Below are 1,191 nucleotides of genomic sequence, written 5' to 3' on the forward strand. Positions count from 1 at the left end.
GGTTGAGTCCACCGGAACCGCCGCTGCCGCCGTTGCCGTACAGGAATCCACCGTCGCCGCCACTTCCCCCGGTGCCGTTGATCCCGTCGGCGCCGTTGCCGATCAGGGGACGACCGAACAGGAAGTTGGTGGGCGCATTGATCAGGGCGAGCAGGTCTTGCTCGATGGATTGTGCCGAGGCATTGACCGCTTCGGCGACCGCATACGAATTCGACCCAGCGCTAAGAGCTTGCACAAACTGCTGATGAAACAGTCCGGCTTGGGCGCTCAGCGCTTGATAGGCCTGCGCGTGGGCGCCGAACAAGGCCGCGATGCCGGCCGATATCTCATCGGCGCCGGCGGCCACCAGTGACAGCGTCGGCGCCGCCGCGGCTGCGTTCGCCGCGCTTATCGATGAACCTACAGTTGCCAAATCCGATGCCGCGGCCGTCAAAAACTCCGGCGTCGCGATCAGATACGACATGAGGACCTCCCGCGCCCGCTACCCCGGGCACCGCCCGGCCACCACCGAATCCTGGGCAAAGAGTATCGCGATCAAGCGATCAGACCGCGCATTTGGCGTTCTTTGTCGTGCCCTTTTTCATACCGGTTTGGTCCGATACGGTAACGACGGAGATCGACGGAGATCAAAGTCGAACGCGGTAAACGATTTTGCTCGGCGGCTCGGCGAAACCCGATGAATCGCACGAATTCACAGGATGGCGCCCAGATCTTTGGCCCGGGCGATGTCGTCCCAGTTCACATCCAGCTCAAGCAGTATCTCCTCGGTGTGCTGACCGTGCTCGGGCGCACGGGCGGGATCCGGTGGAGTTTCGTTGAATTGGATGGGCGCAGCAACGATCCGGTATTTCTCGCCCCGGTCATCGACATTGGTTACCACATAGCCGTTGGGTTCAACTTGGGGATCATTGAGCGTTTCTCGCGGCGTCGCCAGGGCGCCCCACACGCCCGGCTCGTCGTGCAGCACCTTCTGCCAATGCGCAAGATCATGGCCGGCAAACGCATTCGCGAAGATTTCCGTTGCTTCGGCCGCATTCGCGATGAGGTTCTTCGACGGCACGAACCGCTCGTCATCGGCCAGCTGCGCGAGCCCCATGCGTTGGCAGAAACCGGCCCAGAATTTGTCGGGCTGCAGGAAGACCAGCTGAATCCACCTGCCGTCCCTCGTTTTATAGCGGTTCACAAGCGGAT

General features: G+C 61.8%; 2 protein-coding genes. Both read right to left on the minus strand.

Annotation, left to right across the window (positions count from 1 at the left end):
* Nucleotides 1-463, minus strand: a 463-nt coding sequence (locus tag AWC27_RS20265) for a PE family protein (protein WP_139837116.1), incomplete at its 3' end; no start/stop codon positions are given.
* Between the two features lie 228 nt (nucleotides 464-691).
* The coding region (locus tag AWC27_RS20270; protein ID WP_139837117.1) for a CoA transferase at nucleotides 692-1,191 on the minus strand (500 nt) is incomplete at its 5' end.

Source organism: Mycobacterium szulgai (assembly GCF_002116635.1).
GTDB classification, from domain to species: Bacteria; Actinomycetota; Actinomycetes; order Mycobacteriales; family Mycobacteriaceae; genus Mycobacterium; species Mycobacterium szulgai.